This window comes from Pseudomonas sp. CK-NBRI-02, from assembly GCF_008124495.1.
Lineage (GTDB): Bacteria > Pseudomonadota > Gammaproteobacteria > Pseudomonadales > Pseudomonadaceae > Aquipseudomonas > Aquipseudomonas guariconensis.
Window position 1 is genome coordinate 134,154 of sequence record NZ_VSJH01000042.1, and the last position, 18,486, is coordinate 152,639.

The following is an 18,486-nucleotide window of genomic DNA, read 5'->3' on the forward strand; positions in this document are numbered from 1 at the left end:
TCCAGTCGCCAAATGAGGGGCGGCGATTTTGCGGATTTTGTGGGTGCTGTCAAGGCGAGAAGGGCCAGGCGCCCACGGCATAACTGGTGCGCGCATCGTTCGAGGCCTCATCGTTCAAGTGGCTGATGGCCGCGCTTTTCGCCTGGGCATCCACGAGCGCGGTCTGTCGATCCGAGAGCTGCTGGTTGGCCGTGAACAGGTTCGCCACCTGTTGCTCCAAGTGGTTCAGTGCATCCACAAGTACCTTCCTTTGCTCAAGCTCATCAGCCAGTTGGTGGGCGAGATCGCTCACCCGAGCGATTTGCTGCTCCTGCTCGGGCGTGACGTTCGCTGGCGAGGCAACGGTGAATCCGCTGAACACCGAAGACAGGCTGCAAAGCGCAATGCCAAAGTACTTTTCCATCAGGATCCAGAGCCTGTCACGGTGATGGGTCATCGATTCACGATGGGACCATGACAGGGCCAGGCGGCCAATAAGTTGAGTCTTAAAAGTGCCTTGGTGGGAACACCGAATGCCGGCGTGTTTGCAGTATCATGCGCGCCCGCTTTCGGAGCAGCCCATGGCCAAAGACATCGACAACCCCTGCGTCTCGCTTTGCCAGCTCAATGGCGAGCTGTGCGTGAGCTGTGGCAGAACCCGCGAAGAGATCCGCAAATGGCGCGGCATGAAGCGGCCGGAGAAGATGGCGACGGTGCAGCGTGCGGCGACGCGGTTGAAGGCCATCGTCAAGAAGGGCGCCAAGCGTCAGGCGCGTGACTGACCGGTGAATACCCTTGAGGGCTGCTCAGGGCAGCCCCAAGGGTATCGCCAGCGCACTTGAGCCTTTATCGCAACGCCTTGCCTTTGGTCTCCGGCGCCCAGGCCACCGTCACCAGCAGGCCCAGCAGCGGGAAGAGCGCCATCATGATCAAGGTCGCCGAGAAGCCGAACGCCTGCAGCAACGAGGGCAGCAGGTAGGTCACGCCTGCTGCCGATATCCGCGAGAAAGCCGCCGAGAAGCCGATCCCGGTCGCACGGACATGGGTGTCGAAAATCTCAGGCGGATAGACGAACTGAATGTTGTTGATCGCAGGCCCGATGAACATGTACGTCGCGAACAAGCCTACGACGACCCAGGTCGGCGCATGGGCGAACAGACCCAGTGCCAAGAAGATCGCCAGTACCGCGACGAAGGTCCAGATGACGAATCCGCGACGGCTCATCCAATGCACCAGGAACACCCCAAAGACCACCCCGGCGATCTGAATGGCGTTCAGCGACAGGTCGACCCGGTGATCGCCTTGCAGCCCCAGCGTTTCCAGCACCGGCACCATGAAGGTGAAGATGGCGAAGAAGGGGCCGACCTGACAGAACCAGAACAGGCCGGAGAACAAGGTGTGTTTCCAGGTGTCGCGCTTGAACAGCTCGCCCAGCGAGGCGCCCTTGGGGCTGACATCGACATCGGGAATCGCGTACTCGGCGCCGAAGTGCCGATCGACGATGGCCCGGGCCTCGGCGTCCCGTCCCTGTGCCTTGAGCCACATTGGTGTTTCCGGCAGCAGCAGGCGAAGCAGGTAGATGATGACCGCTGGAATCACACTCGAACCCAACAGCATTCGCCAGTTATCACCGTCGTAGAAGGCGCCGATGATGAAGGCGGCGGTAAAGCCGATTTGCCAGGCGATGGTGAAGCAGCCAAGCAAGGCCCCGCGGTTCTTGCGTCGGGAAAACTCGGCCAGGACCGTGGAGCCGACGGCGTACTCGACGCCGATTGCCAGCCCTAGAAGCAAGCGGATGACCACCAGTTGCCAGATGTCCTGCACGAAGAACTGGCACACCGACAGGACAATGAACGCCGCCAGGTTCCAGGAGAACACTGGTCGACGTCCGTAACGGTCGGCGAAGTTGCCGAACACCAGACCGCCGATGAATACACCGATCAACGCACTGCAGGCAATCAGGCCTTGGCTCGTGGCGGTCAGCAGCAGTTCGTTCTTGGCCAGCGCCAGCGCAGGGCCGACGATTCCCAGGATGTAGCCATCCAGCGCAGCGCCGCCCAGACAGGCGAGCGCGGCGATGACATGGATGGGCATCAGGCGCGCCTCATCCAGCAAACGTTGACCGGACGTGCTGCTTGCTTCGCGTGGACTCGAAGCGATTGGCATACCCATAAAAGCCTCCGCAATCTCTCGTTGTAATTATTGATGTGCGCAGACGGTCCCCCCGCCGTGGCGGGCGCCTGCATGACGCGTGCTGGGTCTATGTGGCGGTGCGATACCGGGGCCGTCGGAAGCAAAGACCTCAGGCCCCGGCAGTGGGACTAGGGAAGGGCGATCACCGCCTCGATCTCGACCTGGGCGCCTTTGGGCAAGGCCTTGACCTCATAACAGGCGCGCGCTGGGCAAGGCGCTGAGAAGAACTCGGCATAGGCCCCATTGACCAAGGCGAACGCACTCAGGTCGGTGACCAGCAGCGTCGTCTTGACCGTGTACTTCAAGGAGGTGCCGGCCTCGTGCGCGATGGCGGCAATGTTCTCCAGGCACTGGCGCGTCTGCGCGACGACGTCATCGGAACAGAACTCGCCGGTGGCCGGCACGATGGGCAACTGGCCCGAAACGAACAACAAGTTGCCGATCCGGATGGCCTGGGAGTAAGGGCCTATGGCAAGCGGGGCGTGGGTGCTGGAAACCTGGGTGATCATGTCGATATCCGTTGTCGTGGGAAAGGTGCGTTGCTGTAGTGCGATCAGTCGGTGCTCAAGTGATCCGTCGCGCCGTCCAGGAAGGCTTCGATGCGCGCGTACCAGGGCGCGATGTCGAGGTTGTTGCACGCCAGCCATTGGGCGTTGAAATAGGTATCTGCGTAGCGATCGCCGCTGTCGCAGATCAAGGTCACCAGCGAGCCCTCTTCGCCACGGCGTTTCATTTCGCTGGCAATGCACAGCAGTCCGAAGAAGTTCGTGCCGGTCGAGCCGCCGACGCGGCGGAACAGACGCTCCGACAGCACATGGGCGGCGGCGATCGAGGCGGCGTCCGGCACCTTGAACATGCGGTCGATCACGCCCGGAATGAACGACGGCTCCACACGCGGGCGACCGATGCCTTCGATCCGCGAAGGGTGTGCACAGGTCGTTGACAGATCCCCGGTCTGCCAGGCTTGGCAGAAGGCGGAGTGCTCCACGTCCACGACGCACAGGCGGGTGTCGAAACCGCGATAACGGATGTAGCGGCCGAGGGTGGCCGAGGTGCCGCCGGTGCCGGCGCTCATCACCACCCACGCTGGGCACGACTGCTCCTCGCACTCCATCTGGTTGAATATGCTTTGTGCGATGTTGTTGTTGCCGCGCCAGTCGGTCGCCCGTTCGGCATAGGTGAACTGGTCCAGGTAGTAGCCGCCTTTTTGTGCCGCGATCTCGGCGGCCACGCGATAGACCTCGCCGGGGTGATCGACGAATTCGCAGACCCCACCGAAACGCCGGATGGCGCCGATCTTCGCTTCGCTGGTGCTTCTGGGCATCACGGCAATGAATGGCAAGCCCAGCAGGTTGGCGAAGTAGGCTTCCGACACGGCCGTGGAACCGGAGGAGGCTTCCACCAAGGTGGTGCCCTGGTTGATTCGCCCGTTGCAGATCCCATAGAGAAACAGCGAGCGGGCCAACCGGTGCTTCAGGCTGCCGGTGGGATGGGTACTCTCGTCCTTGAGGTAGACCGAGAGCTTGCCCAGGCCTGGGAAGGTCGGCTTGATCAGATGGGTGTCGGCCGAGCGATGACCGTCGCCCTCCAACAACCTGACCGCGTTGCGTGACCAATCGATCGCTACGGATTGCGTGGTATCAGTGCCCATATCAATGTTCCAAGTTATGCCGATCGTTATGAATTGCGCCCACGACCCTGCGCGGACAGCCTCGAGGGCCGTCCGGGGTGCAATCAATTGCCGTGGGGCAGTGCGTCAGTTGCTGGAGGCGTCGGCCGACAGGCGCTCGTCCAGGTCAAGCACCGCATCGAGCAGTACCGTGGCGCCCTTGGCGCATTGCTCGGGTGAGGAGTATTCGCGCACGTTGTGCGAGAGCCCTAGGTACGACGGAATGAAGATCATTGCGCTCGGAGCCAGGCCGGCCACGTGCGCAGCGTCGTGCCCGGCGCCGGAGACCATGCGTCGTGCCGAAAAGCCCAGGGCCTCGGTGCAGGCGGCCACGACATCGACGATGCGTGCGTCGAACCTGACCGGTGGTTTGAGCCATACCCTGCGCACCTGCGCCTCGGGGGAGATGCGCCGGATTTCGGCGGTCAGTTCGGTTTCCAGGGCCGTGAGCCCTGTATCGGTGGGGTGGCGCAGGTCCACCTCCAGCGACACCGAGCCCGGTATGACATTGCGTGAATTGGGCCCGGCACTGATGTAGCCGACCGTGCCCACGCCAGGGCTATGGCGGGCTGCCATGGCCTCGACCGCCAACACGATCTTGGAGGCCGCGACCAGGGCATCCTCGCGCATCGTCATGGGACGGCCACCGGCATGGGCTTCGACGCCGGGCACTTTGATGTCCAGCCAGCAGACCCCCTGTACCGCTTCGACGACACCGATCTCCACGTTCTGCGCTTCCAGTACCGGCCCTTGCTCGATATGCAGTTCCAGGTAGGCGGCAAACGGCAGGAAGCCAGGCTCACGATCACCGGCATAACCGATGGCGTCCAGGGCCTGTGCCACTGAAACACCGGACTTGTCGCAGGTCGCAGCAACGGTTTCCAGCGAATGGGCGCCGCAATAAACGCCCGAGCCCATCATGGCCGGGGCAAAGCGAGAACCCTCTTCGTTGGTCCAGACAATGACGGTGATCGGATGGGCAGGGCGCATCCCGGCATCCTGCAATGCGCGCAACAGCTCGACACCGGCCAGCACCCCGAGGATGCCGTCGAAGCGGCCACCGGCAGGCTGCGTGTCCAAATGGCTGCCCATGGAAATGGGGGCCAGGTTTGGGTCGCGGCCTGGGTAGGTCGCGAAGATATTGCCGATCCGGTCGATGTCGATCGTGCAGCCCAGGGCACGGCACGCGGCCACGAACCAGTCCCGAACCTGACGGTCCTCCTCGCTGAGGGCCAGGCGACGCATGCCGGTTTCGCCCAAGGCGCCGAACCTGGCGGTCGACATCAAGTCCGCCCAGAGACGGTCTTGCTGGATGAGCACTTTGCGCGCCTTGCTGGTCGATACGCTCATTGCTGGCCGTCCTGTTTTTTCACGTAGCGGTATTTGAAGTCGCAGCAGGGCGCGCCTTCCATCAAGGTCTGGGTACGTTCGAGTTCGATGTTCGGGTCGTAGCCTTGCGGGAACATGTAGTCGCGGTTGCACGACAGCAGGTGCCCGATGTGGCCCAGGCCCATTTCCCGGTACATCTCGGCGTAGCGGCAGCGGTGGACGGTGTAGTTGAAGTGCTCGTCGGTGGCCGTGTCGACGGCGATGATCAGCGCATCGTCCTGGGTCCACAGCGACTGTAGCTCCTGGAAGGTGCGCAGGCTGGTGCCACCCGGGGTCTTGGCGGCGAAGGCCTGGCCGGCCTCGACGGCGGCCTTGCGGATCGCGGCATCGATGATCGATTGGGCCATGTCCTCGCCCAGGCGGGCGCAGAGTTCCTGGTAGATCGGTGCGATGACACCGGCTTCGATACGGCGCCGGGCAAGGATGCCGATCTCGCCGTCGGTGGCGGATGCCGGACGGTCACCTGGCTTGTCACTCATGCTGCTTCTCCTTTGCTGGAGTTCTTATGGGTATGTGTCGGCACTATACCCAGCAGCACTTATTGGCTGGTAACGGATTTATCTGATAGTTTGATCGCGATTTGCAATAAATCAGGCGCGATCGAGCCTGCGCCCAACGGCCTCAAGCCTGTAGAGGAAACACTCCGATGGATACCGTCCTGCTGCGCAGTTTCTACAAAGTGGCCTCGGTGGGGAGCTTCAGCGAGGCAGCGCGTCTGCTCAATGCCAGCCAGTCCACGGTCAGCGGGCATATCGCCAAGCTCGAGGACTACCTGCAGACCCAGCTTTTCCGGCGTACCACTCGCAGTTGCCAGCTGACCACGGCCGGTGACGTGCTGCTCACCCATGTCACCACCTTGCTGCAGGTCATCGACCGGATCGAGGAAGAGTTCTGCCCCGCGCGTATGGGCGGCACGATCAAGCTCGGGCTGCCGGATGAATATCACCTGTTCTCGCGCCTGGCGCCGGTGCTGCAAACCTTCATGGCCATGCGCCCGAAGGTGACCATCAAGGTCACCTCGGGGTTGTCCTACGAGCACAGCCGGGCGCTCGCCGATGGCTTTCTCGATGCTGCGCTGATGCGCGAGCCGTTGCAGGAAGGGCAGGTGGCAGATCTATGCCCCTCCCAGCTGGTGTGGATCGGCCTGCCGGGCTTTGACCTGGACCAGGCCGAGGTCCTGCCGCTGGCGCATATTTCAGGGCATTGCCTGTACTTTCGCGAGGCTTTCACGGCGCTGGACCAGGCGGGTGTGCCGTGGCGTTCGGTGTATGACTGCAACACGCTCGAAGGCATTCGCACGGCGGTGCGCAGTGGCCTTGCCATTGCTGCCATCCCCGAGGAAGACTGCCCTGATGATCTTGTGAAGCTGCATCATCCGCGGTTGCCCAGGCTGCCCATCGTGCATGGGCAGTTCAAGACTGCTCACCGCGAACCGCCGGTCATCGTGCAGCAGTTGCTCGCGACCCTGCGCGAGGCCTTGCAGGCCGATGGAAACTAGCAAAGCAGCTTGCCGAAGCCGGTCATGGAGGGCGTACGGCCCATGCAACGCAGTGCATGCCAGAAGGCTGCCTGGTTCGAGGTGATCACCGGCAGCCCTGTTTGCGCCTCCAGCGGTGCGATCAAGTCCAGCGTGGCAGCGGTGGTGCAGGAGAGGAAAAGTGCATCGGCGGTGGCGATATCCATCTGAGCGATGGCACGTCGATAATGCGCCAGCCCCGGAGTGGCGATCTGCACGTCGCTGGTCAGGCCAAAGCACAGACGATCGGAAAAACCGATGCCGGCCTCAGCGAATACCCCGCTGGTGATCTCGGCGACATCCTCGGTATAGGGCGCGATGAATGCGATCTTGCTGCATCCCAGGTACTTCAAAGCTTCCACGGCGGCGGTCGCTGGATTGGTGACCGGCACGCCGGGACGCAAGGCAGCGATTTGCCCGGCGATTTTCGCGGGTCCGATGATCGCGGAGCCGGAAGTACAGGCGAAGACGATGGCATCGAGTTGTGCTTCAGGCAGCAGCAAACCCATGGCGTCCGGGATGCCGTCTTCGAGCCGCGCGAGCGTGGTGGGCGTCAGTGGCATCGATTGCGCGATCCGCGTGGTCACGATATCGACGCCGGCCGCCAGGCCCATGCGCCAGAAGTCACGCTCGACCAGCACATCCGACGCCAGCGCGATCAAGCCCAGGCGAGGGCGGCGCTGCGGTGGCTGAGTGAAATCGATACCCGTCTGGTGCTGCTTCATGACCTGATCTCCCGGCAGTCAGTGCTATTTGGTGCCCGGTCCGCATCATAGCGGAGGGACAAACGCACGACTGACGGTGTGTTTCGGCAGGTCCATCGCGATCTGCGATGAATGAGGGCAAAGGTGGCGCCAGGTACCTGGGCATCGGGCGATGTCCAGGTACCTCGGTGAGCCAGGCGCTCGTCGCGGAGCGAGCCTGATCAGCGATCGTTCTTGGTGGAGGAGTGGACTGCGTTGTCCAAGCCTTTGGTGTTGTGACTACCCGGCGTGGTGTCGGAGATCGCTCGGGCCTTGTCCAGGCCGCGGGTTTCCTTGGAGTGTGCGACTCCGGAGGTCACCGAGCCATGCCCTTCGCTGTCATTTCTGTCCTGGCCGTAATGCTTGCCGCTCACGCCGTGGTCGCGGGTGGCTTTGCCGGCATGCAGACCACCCTCGTTGGCGCCATTGCTGTTGCTGCCATGGTTGCCGCCCAGCCCGCCCTTGCCGCCGCCATGGCCACCGCCGTGACCGCCGCCGCCGCCATGACCGCCGCCACCACCATGACCGCCGCCGCCGCCGCCGCCGCCACCCTTGGCATAAACCGAACCAATCGGGGAAAGGTCAGCGGGCAGTATGGCTGTAGCACCAAGCGCGAACGCGCACACTGCTGCAACTACCAGGGTTTTCTTCATGATCGAATCGCCTCCAGGGGCGGGATTGGGATGCCGATATGACATCGTCCAGGCCACTGAGTTCACGGCCTGGCGACGAAATGCAGGCACGCCGGTGCCAAGTTTTCGCTGTCGGGTTCTGTTGATGGGCGCTACGCTCAGTAGCGGCATTCTCAAGTAAGGAGACAGATGCAATGTCCAGACTCAACACACTGCTCGCCACCACGCTGGGGCTGGCCTTGCTGGGCGCGCCCCCAGTGCTGGCCGACCCAGGCAAGGGCAATGGCCACGGCAAAAACATGCAGCACGGTAATCAAGGTCATCAGAATCCGGGCGGCGGCAACGACTGGCGCGGTGGCCCGCAGATAGACATCGGGGGCATTCGGGTCATCCTCGACGATAATCGCGGCTACTGGAGCCCGGGAGCAGACCTGCCGCCTGGCGTGCGGAAGAATCTGGCACGCGGCAAGCCGCTTCCGCCGGGCATCGCCAAGAAGCTCGATGGGCGCCTGATTGGCCGGCTGCCTCACTATGACGGCTATGAGTGGCGCCAGGCGGGCACCGACTTGCTGCTGGTCACGATCGCCACGGGCCTGATCTATGAAGTGCTGATCAACGTGCTGGATTGATCCGCCCTGGCGCTGCCACGCCGCCTTGCAAGCTCAGCGGCGTGGCTGCTGGAAAGTGCGCGGGGGCTGCCCGAATTCCCGTTTGAACATCGCCGTGAACGCGCTAGGCGTGGAATAGCCGGCATCCAGCGAGACGTCGAGAATGTTGTGGCCTTGGGCAAGCCTGTCCAGCGCGATCAACAGCCGCGCCTGTTTGCGCCATGTACCGAAACTCATGCCCACATCCTCATGGAACCAGCGCTGCACAGTCTTGATGTTCAAGCCAAGGAAGCCGGCGCACTCGGCCAGCCCCCAGTCCAGCGTCCTGTTCTGGACAAGGTGCTGGCACAGCGCTTGAAGGCGCTGTCCCCTGGGGCGCGGCAGGTAGATCGCCGAGACTCTGGCGAGCGCCAGTTCATCGAGCAGCAACCCGACCAGGCGGGCATGCCGGCTACCTTTGGCAATCTCCAGGTCCATGCCCGAGGTCTCGATGATCAATTCGCGCACCAGATTGGAGATGGCGTAGACCGCGCACTCGTTAGGCATGCCCGGGGTGCGCTGTGGCGCGAAATAAAGCGTGCGGATACAGGTGGCACCGAGGCTGCGTGTCCAGTGGGCGACCTCGGCGGGAATCCACAATCCGTAATTGCAAGGCACCACCCAGCACCCCTGATGGGTGTTGACCATCAACGTGCCCTGGGTGGTGTAGAGCAACTGCCCATGGGGGTGTCGGTGGGTTTCGATGCAGGTGCCGTCCGCCAGATCCAGGGCCAGCGTGGCCACTTCCCGGTCAGGTGGGAGGAAATGCTGGGTCGCGATCGGGGTCTTGTTGTCCATTATTCGACGATTTGTGTCCATCAGTCGTTAGACGGGAGCGCGCCAGCTTAGCATCATGGCGCCTCATACCCTCGCCCTGTGTGCCTTCGCTCATGAACACGCCTTTGCCTGACCCGGCCGATTTCTCCCAGCAGGTCCTTGCGCAGCTCAAGCGCATCGCCGATTCCCTGGAACGCGCATTCGCGCCTCCACCCGTGCCCGTCCTGGACCCCGATGCCATCGCCTACCAATGGCAGTACCGGGCCAGCCAGGGCGGCCATCGCGCCACCTTGGTACCGGTCAGGCGGCCCATGCTCATCGGCTTCGATCAACTGCAGAACGTCGACCGGCAAAAGGCGCTGATCCGCCAGAATACCCAGCAGTTTCTCGACGGCAAGCCAGCCAACAATGTGTTGCTGACCGGCTCCAGGGGCACGGGCAAGTCCTCGCTGGTCAAGGCGTGCCTCAACGAGTTCCACTCGCGTGGGCTCAAGCTGGTGGAGATCGACAAGGAAAATATCGGGGACCTGCCCGAGGTCATCGAGATCGTCAGTCACCAGCCTGGATACTTCATCCTGTTCTGCGATGACTTGTCGTTCGAGGAAGGGGATATCGGTTACAAACGTCTGAAGACCGCCCTGGACGGTTCGGTGGCCGAGCATTCGTCGAACGTGCTGATCTACGCCACGTCCAACCGCCGGCACCTGATTGCCGAACGCGCCTCGGACAACCTGTCCATGACCCGCGGCGAGAACGGTGCACTGCACCCAGGGGAAGAGATTGAAGAGAAAGTGTCGCTGTCCGAGCGCTTCGGGCTGTGGATTTCGTTCTACGGCTTCTCGCCGGACGAATACCTGAACGCGGTGAACCAGTGGCTGGCGTTCTACGGTGTGCCTGCGCATGCCATCGAGCAGGCCCATGTGCACGCGGTTCGCTGGGCCACTCAGCGCGGCTCGCGTTCCGGGCGCATCGCCGCGCAGTTTGCCCGGGACTACGCCGGACGCTGGAGCCAGGACACGCCCTGATATCAGGGCGTGAGGCGCTTAACGACGGTAATAGCGCTGATCACGCCCGTAATAGCGTCGGTCGTGATCGTAGTAACGGTGATCGTGTTCGTAACGGGCGCGGTAGTGACGGCGTTCCCACTCGTGACGACGCTCGGCCTCCCGGCGGGCCTGCTCGCGGCGCCATTGGGCACGGCGCCAATCGTCCCGTCTGTCGTGCCAGCGGCCGTCTCGCCAGTAGCGGTCGTCGTGGGCGAGCATCGGGCCTTGTTGCTTATCGGTCAGGCTGGCCAGGCTCGGCCAAGGGTTCTCGACCACCCGAGGGGTCGTGATCGGGGCGGCGGGCGCTGGGCTTGCCGCTTTCATCGGTGAAGCAGATGCCGAGCCCATCGACGCGAACGCGAACAGGCCAAGGAGCACCATTCGTGGGACGTTGATTTTCATGAGCAAAGACAACCTCTGAATGACATTGGGATCGCGGCCATGGGGCTTAAACAGCGGTGAGCCGCGTTTATCGAGCTGAGCTCCCTCACATAGACCGATAAATAGCAAAAAGTTCTAGGCGAGGGCCCGAATGATTTTGCCCACGAACCCAGTGAACTCGCGCGGGCACTATTCTGAAACGTTGGGGCTTTCTTTCGAGGAGGTGTGCCATGCGTACGTTCACAGGGTGTTGCCTGGGGTTGATGTTGCTCGCAGGGCCCGTCAGCGCCCAGAGCGTCGTGCCGCTCAATGGCCAGAGCAGCCAGCAGATGCAACAGGACATGGACTACTGCAATGGTGTGGCCAACAACGCGGCCAACAGCGCCGGCACCTCGTCCGAGGCCCATGTCGGGGGCCGCGTGCGTGGCGCGGCAGCCGGGGCGGCGGCAGGGGCGGTGGGTGCCGAGGTCCGTGGCCGGCAGCACGAGGAACTCTATGACCGGGCCGGTGACGATGCCAAAGCGCAATACCGACAGAACCGCGCCGGCGAAGTGGCCGCAGCGGGGGCGGCAGTCGGTGGAATGCGCCAGCGTCAGGAGCGCCGGCAGGACCGCCGCAGCCAGAACCAAGCCCAGGACTCCGCCCACGCCAGCGCCTACAGCAGCTGCCTGCAGGGACGTGGCTATCAGGTCAGCCCTTGAGGTCGATGACGCGTCGCAACAGGCCGTGTGGCCTTACATATCGACTGCCCCGAGCAGACAGCGGCAGGGGGGCGATGCGCGTCTGTAAACCCTGCGCGGAAAATAAAAACCTGCGACAAGCAAACGGCCATTAATCACCCATACTCAATTCCATCTTGACTGGCGGGACTCAGGCAATCGACTTCGCGCGGGCGATTGCCTGGCATTCGAGCAAGGGGGAGGGAAATGCCTCATGACGGCAGCCTGTTGCAGGCGACGGTAGTCTTTCTGTTGGCTGTGGTGCTTCTGGTTCCTCTGCTCCAGCGCCTGAAGTTGGGCGCCGTACCTGGTTATCTGCTCGCAGGTATCGTGATCGGCCCTTCGGTGTTGGGGTTGATCGACAATCCCCACAACGTCGCACGGCTCTCGGAGATGGGCGTGGTGATGCTGTTGTTCATCATCGGCCTTGAATTGTCGCCGCGTAAATTGTGGACGATGCGCAAGTCGCTGTTCGGCGTCGGCTCGTTGCAGGTGGGCCTCACTGCGCTGGTTCTGGGAGGGCTCGCCTTTGTGCTGTTCGACCAGTCGCCTGCGGCGGCGGTGGTACTCGGCGTGGGCCTTGCATTGTCGTCCACCGCGTTCGGCCTTCAGGTACTGGCCGAGCGCAAGGACCTGAACAAGCCACATGGGCGCTTGGCCGTGGGGATCCTGTTGTTCCAAGACATCGCCGCCATCCCCTTGATTGCCGTGGTGCCGTTGCTCGCCGGTGGCGCGACGACTACGGCCGAGGGCACCCGGCCATTGCTGGCGGTGGCGATTGGTATCGGCATCGTGATCATCGGAGGGCGTTACCTGCTGCGGCCGGTGTTTCTCTGGGTGGCCAAGTCGGGGCTGCACGAGCTTTCCACCGCCACGGCGCTGCTGGTGGTGTTGGGGACGGCCTGGGTGATGGAGCACGTGGGCGTATCGATGGCGCTGGGTGCATTTTTGGCCGGTGTGCTGATGGCTGAGTCTCCCTTTCGTCACGAGCTCGAATCCCAGATCGAGCCGCTCAAGGGGCTACTGCTGGGGCTGTTCTTCGTCGGCGTCGGCATGACCGCCGACCTGCGATTGCTGCTGGGTTTCCCCCTGCAAGTGCTGGGGCTGACCCTGTTGCTGGTGGGCATCAAGCTGCCTGTGCTGTTTGGCCTGGGACGTTGGGCCGGCGGCCTGAGCTGTGCCCAGGCGCTGTGCCTGGCGGTGGTGCTGGCGTCGGGGGGCGAGTTCGCCTTCGTGGTGTTCAAGCTGGCGCTGGATCATCAATTGTTGGCGCAACAGGTGCACGACCTGCTGGTGCTGGCCATCACCTTGTCGATGGCGGTGGTGCCGCTGGTGATGATGGCGCTGGCGCGTCAGCTGCGTGAAGAGCGGCCGGTATTGGAGGCCCCGGACACGCTGCCGGCAGTGGATGAAGCGCCGCAGGTGGTGGTGGCCGGCATGGGCCGCATGGGGCGCGCCATCGCCAGGATGCTGCACGCCGAAGGTGTACGCCTGGTAGCCCTGGATACCTCGGTCGAAACCTTCGGACGCCAAGCCGACAAACAAGGCCCGCCGGTGTTCTATGGCGACCCGTCGCGCTCGCAGATCCTGCGCGCGGCCAAGGTCGGCGAGGCCGAACTGGTGATCGTCGCCACCGACGATCCGCAGGTCAATCTCAAGACCGTGGACCTGCTCGCCCAGCAGTACCCGCATACCCCAGTCATCGCCTCCGTACGCGATCATCGGGATGTCCTGCATCTGCTCGAGCTGGGCGCGAGCCCGGTCCGCGAAACCTTCCATTCCAGCCTTGAAATGGCGCGTCGCGCCTTCATCGCCCTGGGCCAGGACGAAGCCCAGGCCGCTGCCTGGGTGCGGCGCTACCAGCACCAGGAGCAGCGATGGCTGCTGGAGCTTTACCAACGACGCGCGTCCAGTGAAAGGCTCGAGGACGATGACGGTTCGGCAGACGACCACCGACCGCCGGATTGACGACCAACATCGCGCCAATCGGCGCACCGACTGTTCGACCCGCCCACGGCGGCCCGGAGGTGATTCATGCAGCCGAGTTTCAAACTGGACAGCGCCCTGTCGCGGGGATTGCTGGATGTGCTCATCAAGGCGGGGTTGGTGGCAGGCTTGGTGATTTTCGCCTTTCAGGTGTTCCAGCCATTTCTCGAACTGATGCTCTGGGCAGTGATCCTGGCGGTCACGCTGTACCCGTTGCAGCAACGGATCAAGCGTGCCAGCGGCTTGAAGGACGGCCATGCGGCGACACTGGTGGTGCTGTTGGTCCTGCTGGTGCTCCTGGTGCCGATTTACTTGGTGGTGGTGTCCCTCGGCGAGTCGGTCGAGAGCCTGGTGACACTGCTCAAGAGCGGCGCCTGGAGCGTGCCGGCGCCGCCAGAGTCGGTCGCCACCTGGCCATTGGTGGGGCCACGGGTGTATGCCCTCTGGCTGTCGGCCTCCGAAAGCCTGAGCGGGGTGCTGAACAACCTGATGCCGTACCTCAAGGATGCCGGCCGGTTGCTGCTCGGGGCCATCGCCAGTGCTGGCGGCGCGTTCTTGCTGTTTATTGCGGCGATCATCATCTCAGGGGTGATCATGGCCTTTGGCGAGCGCGGTGAATGGGCGGCGCAACGCATCGCCATGCGGGTCTCAGGCGAAGCTCAGGGCAAGCCCATCGCCAAGCTGTGCACCGCCACCATCCGTGCGGTGGCCCAGGGCGTGATCGGCATCGCGTTCATCCAGATGCTGCTGATCGGTGTCGGCTTCGTGATCAAGGGGGTGCCAGGCGCAGGCATCCTGGCCATCGCCATCCTCATGCTGGGTATTGCCCAGGCGCCTGCGACGCTGATCACGCTGCCGGTGATCGCCTACGTCTTGAGCACCGAAGGTTTCACGGTCGGCACCATCGTGTTCGCCATCTACACCTTCGTCGCCGGCCTTGCCGACAACGTGCTCAAGCCCTTGTTGCTGGGGCGTGGCGTGGACGTGCCGATGCCGGTGGTGCTGATCGGTGCGCTGGGTGGCATGGTGGTCAAGGGCATCATTGGCCTGTTCATCGGCCCGGTGATCCTGGCCGTGACCTACAACCTGTTCTGGCAGTGGGTCGCGCAGCAAGTGCCCGAAACGCCCGTCGACAAGACGTATTGAACCAGGGCTTGCCATGGTCAAACGTGTTTTTTGCTGTGCACTGAGCCTGGCCGCCTTGGGCGGTTGCACCCAGGTCGGCCCGGATTTCAAACCCGTGCCGACACCCTGGCTGGACACCTGGAATACCCCCTTGCTGGAGCAGGCCACCCACCCGGCGGCATCGCCGGACCTACGCCAGTGGTGGGCGGTATTCGCCGACCCGATGCTCGATGCGCTGATCGCCGAAGCCGATGCACATAACACCGACCTGCGCGTGGCCGGCCTGCGCATCGCTGAGGCGCGCGCGCAGTTGGCCATCGCCCAGACCGGGCGCTACCCCCAGGTGCAGCAGCTGCGTGGCGAGAGCCTTTACCTCAAACAGGACCAGTCCGGTACCCCCACGGCCCGGGACTCGGTGTTCTGGCAATCCAGCCTGGGCTTCGACATTGCCTGGGAAGTGGACTTCTGGGGGCGCTTCAGCCGCGCCATCGAGTCGGCCGACGCGCTGTATTTTGCCTCCCAGGCCAACTACGCCGATGCTATGGTGCTGTTGCGGGCGCAGGTGGCCGATACCTATTTCAGCCTGCGTACCGTCGAGGCCCGCCTGGACATCGCCCAGGAGAACGCCCAGCGCCAGGCGCGCAGCTTGCAGATCACCGAACGGCTGTTCCGCCATGGCGAGAACGACGAACTCGACTGGCAGCAAGCCCGCACCCAGTTCCTGGCCACCCAGGCCAGCATTCCAGAGCTGGAAAACCAGCTCAACGCCCTGCGTAACGTGCTGTGCGCATTGCTGGGCCGACCACCTGGGCCATTGCCTGAATTGGCGAGCGGCCACGGGCAGTTGCCGCTGCCTGACCGGGCGATCCTGCAGGACGTGCCGGCGAGCCTACTGCAGCGCCGCCCGGACATCCGCGCTGCCGAACAGGCGGTGGCGGCGCAATCGGCGCTGGTGGGCGTGGCCGAGGCCGACTTGTACCCATCGCTGAGCCTGTTGGGCAGCATTGGCTGGACGTTCGTCTCGGCCAGCCATCTGCCCGACAGCTTCCAGCTCGCCGCCGGCCCCAGCCTGATCTGGAACCCGTTCGACTATGGCCGGCGCAAGAACGCCGTGCGCGTGGAAGATGCGCGCCTTCAGCAGTTGATCGAGTTGTACCAGCGCGATGTGCGCGAGGCCGCTCGCGAGGCCGACGATGCGGCCAGCGGGCTGGTGCGCTCGCTGCAAAGTGCCGAGGTTCGTCAGCAGGCCTCCCAGGCCGCGCAACGCTCGTTGGAATTGGCCACGTCCCAGTACCGTGAGGGCTTTGCCGATTTCCAGCGGGTGCTCGATGCCCAGCAACTATTGCTGCAACAGCAGGACAGCTACCTGGTGAGCCGTGGCAATGCGGTCGGCAGCCTGGTGGCCCTGTACAAAGCCCTCGGTGGCGGCTGGGATCCGCACCGTGCGCCCATCGCCCCCGACACCCGCCAACACATGCAGCAACGCACCGACTGGGGGGATCTGCTCGACAACCCCGCCCCAGCGCGCAACGACATAGGTGAGCCGAAATGAGCGATGCCCCAGCCCCTTCGCCGACACCCGCCAAGCCCGACCGGGGCATGCGCTGGGTCTTGCTGCTGATTCTCGTGAGCCTACTTTGGTATGTGCTCGCCGACCGTTTCACACCCTATACCCAGCAGGCACGGCTGCAGGCCTATGTGGTGCCGGTCAGTGCCGAGGTGGCCGGGCAGGTGAAGCGGGTGGCGGTGGGCAACAACCAGGAAGTGCGCAAGGGCGAGGTGCTGTTCGAACTGGACCAGGCGCAATACCGCATCGCCCTGGCGCGGGCCGAGGCCGAGCTCGATACGGTGCGCCGGCAGATCGGCGCCCATACGGCCGGCATCGACGCCGCCCAGGCTTCGCTGGCTGCCGCCCAGGCCAACGAGCGCAAGGCCCGCCAGGACGCCGAGCGCCTGGCACGCCTGTATCGGGAAGACCCGGGCACGGTGTCCGTGCGACGCCTGGAGGGCGCCCAGGCCAGCCGCGAGCAGGCCAGCAGCCAAGTGGCCGCAGCCCGCGCCGAAGTCGAGCGCGCCCGCGAGCAGCAGGGCGGACAAGAGGCGGACAACGCCCAGGTGCGCAGCGCGGTGGCCAACGTCGAAAAGGCTCGGTTGGACCTGGCACGCACCGCAGTGCGGGCCGACTCCGATGGATTGATCACCGACCTGCGCACCGATGTCGGCCATTATGTCGGCGCCGGCAGCCCGGTGATGACCTTGATCGCCATCCACGACCTGTGGATCAGCGCCGACATGACCGAGAACAACCTGGGCCACCTGCGCCCGGGCACCCCGGTGCTGGTGGTGCTCGATGCCTTGCCCGGCGAGTTGCTGCACGGACGGGTACGCAGCATCGGCTATGGCGTAAGCGTCGGCCAGAGCCCGCCGCCAGGTTCGCTGCCCCAGGTGCAGAACAGCCGCGAGTGGCTGCGTTCGGCGCAGCGCTTCCCGGTGATCGTCGAGCTGGAGCGCGATGGGCGGCTGAACGTGAGCAACCTGCGGGTCGGTGGCCAGGCCGAGATCATGGCGCTGCCAGGGGAGGGCAACCCACTCAACCTGCTGGGCCGGGTGTTCATGTGGGTGATGAGCTGGTTGTCCTATGCCTATTGAACTGCGTCGCCTGCGGGCGCTGCGCCTGGCCTGGGGCACGGCACTGTGCCTGGCGGCGAGCTTCGGCCTGGACATGCCGGTGCCGATCCTGGCGCCGGTGTTCGCCGTGCTGTTGCTGGCCATGCGCAGCCAGGCACTGGGGCTGCGTGCGGCGCCGGTGCTGGCGCTGATGGTGTTGCTCAGCTGTGGAAGTGGCCTGTTGCTGATTCCGCTGCTGCGCCATGCGCCGCTGAGCGGCGTCCTGCTGGTGGGTGTTGGTTTGTTCGCGGTGTTCCGCTACGCCTTGCGCGGCGGCAACGGGCTGCTGGCGAACCTGCTGGTGATCGGCTTGACCATGATCGCCGCGGCAGGGACCAGCGATTTCACCCTGGCGTTGTCGGTGGTCGAGGCACTGGCCAAGGGCATGCTGCTGGCGGTCATCGGCTGTGCGGTGGCCCATGTGTTGTTCCCCGAGCCGGCCGACGTGGCGGCTGCGCCAGTGCCGCCGCGCTTGGGCCCCGATGAGGCGAGCTGGATCGCCCTGCGCGCGACGCTGATTGTCATGCCGGCGTTCGTGCTGGCGCTGATCGCACCGGACCGCTTCATGCCGCTGATCATGAAGGCGGTCAGCCTCGGCCAACAGGCAGACCAGACCGATGCCCGCCAGGCCGCCCGCGAACTGATTGGCTCGACGTTGCTGGCCGGGCTGCTGGCGATTGTGCTGTGGGGTGCGCTCAGCTTGTTCGTCCATCTGTGGATGTTCTTTCTGTGGGGGCTGCTGTTTGCCCTGTGGCAGGCCCGGCGGCTGTATGCGGTGATCGGCAGCCGGCATGGACCGGCGTTCTGGGTCAGTTGCCTGACGACCATGCTGATCTTGCTCGGGCAGTCGGTGCAGGACAGCGTGGCAGGCCAGGACGTGTACCGTGCGTTCGCGGTGCGCATGGCGTTGTTCCTGGCGGTTTCGCTGTATGCCAGCGCCATGCTGGTGTGGATCGACAGCCGGCGTGCGCGACGTGGTAAATCGCAGGTGCAGCGCTACCCTTAACGCACAGTCAT

The 18,486-nt window shown here is 64.1% G+C and carries 20 protein-coding genes; 10 read left to right on the forward strand and 10 right to left on the reverse strand.

All coding sequences use genetic code 11. From position 1 onward, the window contains the following. Window positions 1-49: 49 nt before the first annotated feature. The gene (locus DQ397_RS23970; protein ID WP_148921642.1) at window positions 50-436 is read right to left on the reverse strand and encodes a hypothetical protein; all 387 of its coding nucleotides are present in this window, start codon (window positions 434-436) and stop codon (window positions 50-52) included. 124 nt (window positions 437-560) lie between these two features. Here DQ397_RS23970 and DQ397_RS23975 point away from each other — a divergent pair, with 124 nt between their 5' ends. After that, window positions 561-761, forward strand: a complete 201-nt coding sequence (locus DQ397_RS23975) for a DUF1289 domain-containing protein (RefSeq protein ID WP_043207024.1) — start codon at window positions 561-563, stop codon at window positions 759-761. A 64-nt stretch (window positions 762-825) separates the two neighbouring features. Here DQ397_RS23975 and DQ397_RS23980 read toward each other — a convergent pair whose 3' ends face one another. From DQ397_RS23980 to DQ397_RS24000, 5 genes are all read right to left on the reverse strand, one after another. Next, window positions 826-2,151, reverse strand: coding sequence for an MFS transporter (locus DQ397_RS23980; RefSeq protein WP_052352377.1), 1,326 nt, complete (start codon window positions 2,149-2,151; stop codon window positions 826-828). Window positions 2,152-2,300: 149 nt separating this feature from the next. Beyond that, window positions 2,301-2,681, reverse strand: coding sequence for a RidA family protein (locus DQ397_RS23985; RefSeq protein WP_043207021.1), 381 nt, complete (start codon window positions 2,679-2,681; stop codon window positions 2,301-2,303). A 44-nt stretch (window positions 2,682-2,725) separates the two neighbouring features. Further along, on the reverse strand, window positions 2,726-3,823 hold the full coding sequence (locus DQ397_RS23990; RefSeq protein WP_043207019.1) for a PLP-dependent cysteine synthase family protein: 1,098 nt from the start codon (window positions 3,821-3,823) through the stop codon (window positions 2,726-2,728). Between the two features lie 105 nt (window positions 3,824-3,928). Further along, window positions 3,929-5,191 (reverse strand): hydantoinase/carbamoylase family amidase, encoded by a 1,263-nt coding sequence (locus DQ397_RS23995; RefSeq protein WP_043207016.1) that lies wholly within the window; start codon window positions 5,189-5,191, stop codon window positions 3,929-3,931. Further along, entirely contained in the window at window positions 5,188-5,709 is a 522-nt protein-coding gene (locus DQ397_RS24000; protein ID WP_043207015.1) for an L-2-amino-thiazoline-4-carboxylic acid hydrolase, read from the reverse strand. The genes DQ397_RS23995 and DQ397_RS24000 overlap by 4 nt, the downstream gene beginning before the upstream one ends. Before the next feature lie 167 nt (window positions 5,710-5,876). On the opposite strand from DQ397_RS24000, the gene DQ397_RS24005 reads away from it, so the two are divergent. After that, entirely contained in the window at window positions 5,877-6,728 is an 852-nt protein-coding gene (locus DQ397_RS24005) for a LysR family transcriptional regulator (protein WP_052352375.1), read from the forward strand. Here DQ397_RS24005 and DQ397_RS24010 read toward each other — a convergent pair. Then, window positions 6,725-7,471, reverse strand: a complete 747-nt coding sequence (locus tag DQ397_RS24010) for an aspartate/glutamate racemase family protein (RefSeq protein ID WP_052352373.1) — start codon at window positions 7,469-7,471, stop codon at window positions 6,725-6,727. The two genes, DQ397_RS24005 and DQ397_RS24010, sit on opposite strands and share 4 nt — an antisense overlap. Window positions 7,472-7,671: 200 nt before the next feature. Then, complete coding sequence (locus DQ397_RS24015; RefSeq protein ID WP_043207013.1) at window positions 7,672-8,142, reverse strand: hypothetical protein; 471 nt, start codon at window positions 8,140-8,142, stop codon at window positions 7,672-7,674. A 173-nt stretch (window positions 8,143-8,315) separates the two neighbouring features. Between DQ397_RS24015 and DQ397_RS24020 the strand changes: the two genes are divergently transcribed. Then, on the forward strand, window positions 8,316-8,750 hold the full coding sequence (locus tag DQ397_RS24020) for an anti-virulence regulator CigR family protein (protein WP_043207012.1): 435 nt from the start codon (window positions 8,316-8,318) through the stop codon (window positions 8,748-8,750). Window positions 8,751-8,783: 33 nt separating this feature from the next. Here DQ397_RS24020 and DQ397_RS24025 read toward each other — a convergent pair whose 3' ends face one another. Continuing rightward, a complete protein-coding gene (locus tag DQ397_RS24025; protein ID WP_052352371.1) occupies window positions 8,784-9,566 on the reverse strand; it encodes a helix-turn-helix domain-containing protein in 783 nt (260 codons plus the stop codon). Window positions 9,567-9,658: 92 nt separating this feature from the next. On the opposite strand from DQ397_RS24025, the gene DQ397_RS24030 reads away from it, so the two are divergent. Further along, entirely contained in the window at window positions 9,659-10,570 is a 912-nt protein-coding gene (locus DQ397_RS24030; RefSeq protein ID WP_052352369.1) for an ATP-binding protein, read from the forward strand. 18 nt (window positions 10,571-10,588) lie between these two features. On the opposite strand, the gene DQ397_RS24035 is transcribed toward DQ397_RS24030, so the two are convergent. Beyond that, window positions 10,589-10,993 carry a hypothetical protein gene (locus tag DQ397_RS24035; RefSeq protein ID WP_043207010.1) on the reverse strand — a complete coding sequence of 135 codons (405 nt, stop codon included), beginning with the start codon at window positions 10,991-10,993 and terminating at the stop codon, window positions 10,589-10,591. Between the two features lie 209 nt (window positions 10,994-11,202). Between DQ397_RS24035 and DQ397_RS24040 the strand changes: the two genes are divergently transcribed. The 6 genes from DQ397_RS24040 (at window position 11,203) to DQ397_RS24065 (ending at window position 18,475) form a co-directional block, all read left to right on the forward strand. Next, on the forward strand, window positions 11,203-11,673 hold the full coding sequence (locus DQ397_RS24040) for a YMGG-like glycine zipper-containing protein (RefSeq protein WP_043207008.1): 471 nt from the start codon (window positions 11,203-11,205) through the stop codon (window positions 11,671-11,673). 225 nt (window positions 11,674-11,898) lie between these two features. After that, a complete protein-coding gene (locus tag DQ397_RS24045; protein ID WP_080642050.1) occupies window positions 11,899-13,659 on the forward strand; it encodes a monovalent cation:proton antiporter-2 (CPA2) family protein in 1,761 nt (586 codons plus the stop codon). 66 nt (window positions 13,660-13,725) lie between these two features. Further along, a complete protein-coding gene (locus DQ397_RS24050) occupies window positions 13,726-14,823 on the forward strand; it encodes an AI-2E family transporter (protein WP_043207007.1) in 1,098 nt (365 codons plus the stop codon). Between the two features lie 13 nt (window positions 14,824-14,836). Then, a complete protein-coding gene (locus DQ397_RS24055; protein ID WP_043207005.1) occupies window positions 14,837-16,354 on the forward strand; it encodes an efflux transporter outer membrane subunit in 1,518 nt (505 codons plus the stop codon). Continuing rightward, entirely contained in the window at window positions 16,351-17,451 is a 1,101-nt protein-coding gene (locus tag DQ397_RS24060; protein ID WP_043207002.1) for an HlyD family secretion protein, read from the forward strand. Before DQ397_RS24055 ends, DQ397_RS24060 begins: the two co-directional genes overlap by 4 nt. Continuing rightward, entirely contained in the window at window positions 17,441-18,475 is a 1,035-nt protein-coding gene (locus DQ397_RS24065) for a DUF2955 domain-containing protein (protein WP_043207000.1), read from the forward strand. The genes DQ397_RS24060 and DQ397_RS24065 overlap by 11 nt, the downstream gene beginning before the upstream one ends. Window positions 18,476-18,486 lie beyond the last annotated feature (11 nt).

Bases quoted from the DNA above. Each gene is read 5' to 3' on its own strand.
- DQ397_RS24050 (WP_043207007.1), top strand. From the start codon at position 13,726: ATGCAGCCGAGTTTCAAACTGGACAGCGCCCTGTCGCGGGGATTGCTG.
- DQ397_RS24035 (WP_043207010.1), bottom strand. From the start codon at position 10,993: ATGAAAATCAACGTCCCACGAATGGTGCTCCTTGGCCTGTTCGCGTTC.
- DQ397_RS23975 (WP_043207024.1), top strand. From the start codon at position 561: ATGGCCAAAGACATCGACAACCCCTGCGTCTCGCTTTGCCAGCTCAAT.
- DQ397_RS24000 (WP_043207015.1), bottom strand. From the start codon at position 5,709: ATGAGTGACAAGCCAGGTGACCGTCCGGCATCCGCCACCGACGGCGAG.
- DQ397_RS24005 (WP_052352375.1), top strand. From the start codon at position 5,877: ATGGATACCGTCCTGCTGCGCAGTTTCTACAAAGTGGCCTCGGTGGGG.
- DQ397_RS24060 (WP_043207002.1), top strand. From the start codon at position 16,351: ATGAGCGATGCCCCAGCCCCTTCGCCGACACCCGCCAAGCCCGACCGG.
- DQ397_RS23990 (WP_043207019.1), bottom strand. From the start codon at position 3,823: ATGGGCACTGATACCACGCAATCCGTAGCGATCGATTGGTCACGCAAC.
- DQ397_RS24055 (WP_043207005.1), top strand. From the start codon at position 14,837: ATGGTCAAACGTGTTTTTTGCTGTGCACTGAGCCTGGCCGCCTTGGGC.
- DQ397_RS23995 (WP_043207016.1), bottom strand. From the start codon at position 5,191: ATGAGCGTATCGACCAGCAAGGCGCGCAAAGTGCTCATCCAGCAAGAC.
- DQ397_RS24040 (WP_043207008.1), top strand. From the start codon at position 11,203: ATGCGTACGTTCACAGGGTGTTGCCTGGGGTTGATGTTGCTCGCAGGG.
- DQ397_RS24010 (WP_052352373.1), bottom strand. From the start codon at position 7,471: ATGAAGCAGCACCAGACGGGTATCGATTTCACTCAGCCACCGCAGCGC.
- DQ397_RS24045 (WP_080642050.1), top strand. From the start codon at position 11,899: ATGCCTCATGACGGCAGCCTGTTGCAGGCGACGGTAGTCTTTCTGTTG.
- DQ397_RS23970 (WP_148921642.1), bottom strand. From the start codon at position 436: ATGACCCATCACCGTGACAGGCTCTGGATCCTGATGGAAAAGTACTTT.
- DQ397_RS24015 (WP_043207013.1), bottom strand. From the start codon at position 8,142: ATGAAGAAAACCCTGGTAGTTGCAGCAGTGTGCGCGTTCGCGCTTGGT.
- DQ397_RS23985 (WP_043207021.1), bottom strand. From the start codon at position 2,681: ATGATCACCCAGGTTTCCAGCACCCACGCCCCGCTTGCCATAGGCCCT.
- DQ397_RS24025 (WP_052352371.1), bottom strand. From the start codon at position 9,566: ATGGACAACAAGACCCCGATCGCGACCCAGCATTTCCTCCCACCTGAC.
- DQ397_RS24065 (WP_043207000.1), top strand. From the start codon at position 17,441: ATGCCTATTGAACTGCGTCGCCTGCGGGCGCTGCGCCTGGCCTGGGGC.
- DQ397_RS23980 (WP_052352377.1), bottom strand. From the start codon at position 2,151: ATGGGTATGCCAATCGCTTCGAGTCCACGCGAAGCAAGCAGCACGTCC.
- DQ397_RS24020 (WP_043207012.1), top strand. From the start codon at position 8,316: ATGTCCAGACTCAACACACTGCTCGCCACCACGCTGGGGCTGGCCTTG.
- DQ397_RS24030 (WP_052352369.1), top strand. From the start codon at position 9,659: ATGAACACGCCTTTGCCTGACCCGGCCGATTTCTCCCAGCAGGTCCTT.